The organism is Oleiphilus sp. HI0128, assembly GCF_001635365.1.
Genome location: NZ_LWGG01000377.1, coordinates 1 through 855, shown reverse-complemented (window position 1 = coordinate 855; position 855 = coordinate 1). Strand labels below are relative to the sequence as shown.

Below are 855 nucleotides of genomic sequence, written 5' to 3'. Positions count from 1 at the left end.
ATAGTCACTGGACGTTCAGATACAACGTTATCTGAAAGTTGTTCTTGAACCGATTGGTGTTCTTCAGCGCTACCCTTCATATCAGCCTAACGAATAATGCCCCGAGATGAGTTCTTGATACTTTCAACGAAGTGAGCAACATGTGCAGACGAAGCCGCTGCCTCTTCTAGCTCAATAAGCGCATCCTTCAAGTTCAAGCCTTGACGATAGATAACTTTATAGGCACGCTTTAGCTCCCGAATATCATCAGCGGTAAACCCTCTTCGCTTCAAACCTTCGGTATTCAGACCATGAGCCGAGGCAGATTGACCACTAGCCATGACAAAAGCAGGAATATCACGTAGAACAATACTCCCGCCAGCACTCATACTATGCGCCCCGATCTTACAGAACTGATGAACCATCGTTCCGCCACCCAAAATCACATTGCTTGCAACATGAACATGGCCCGCCAGGGTTGTGCTATTAGCAAAAATACAGTTATCACCGATAACACAGTCATGCGCTACATGTACATAAGCCATGAAGAGGTTATCACTACCAATGATCGTTTCCGACTGGTCCTGAGTAGTACCGCGATGAATAGTACAGTTTTCACGAATAATATTATTATCGCCAATAATTAATCGGGTAGGCTCTCCAGCATATTTTTTATCCTGGCACTCTTCTCCAACACTGGCGAACTGAAAGATCTTGTTATTCCGACCAATCGTTGTCGGCCCTTTAACAACCACATGAGAAAGTATCTGTGAACCTTCCCCTATCTCGACACCTTCACCAATATACGACCAAGGACCAACTTCCACACCAGCACCAATTATTGCCCCCTTTTCTACTATTGCTTGAGGGTGAACT

General features: G+C 45.0%; 1 protein-coding gene. It reads right to left on the bottom strand.

Annotated features, from left to right (window positions below):
- Positions 1-86: 86 nt before the first annotated feature.
- A partial coding sequence (gene lpxA / locus A3763_RS04675) for an acyl-ACP--UDP-N-acetylglucosamine O-acyltransferase (protein ID WP_068759921.1) occupies positions 87-855 on the bottom strand: 769 nt, incomplete at its 5' end.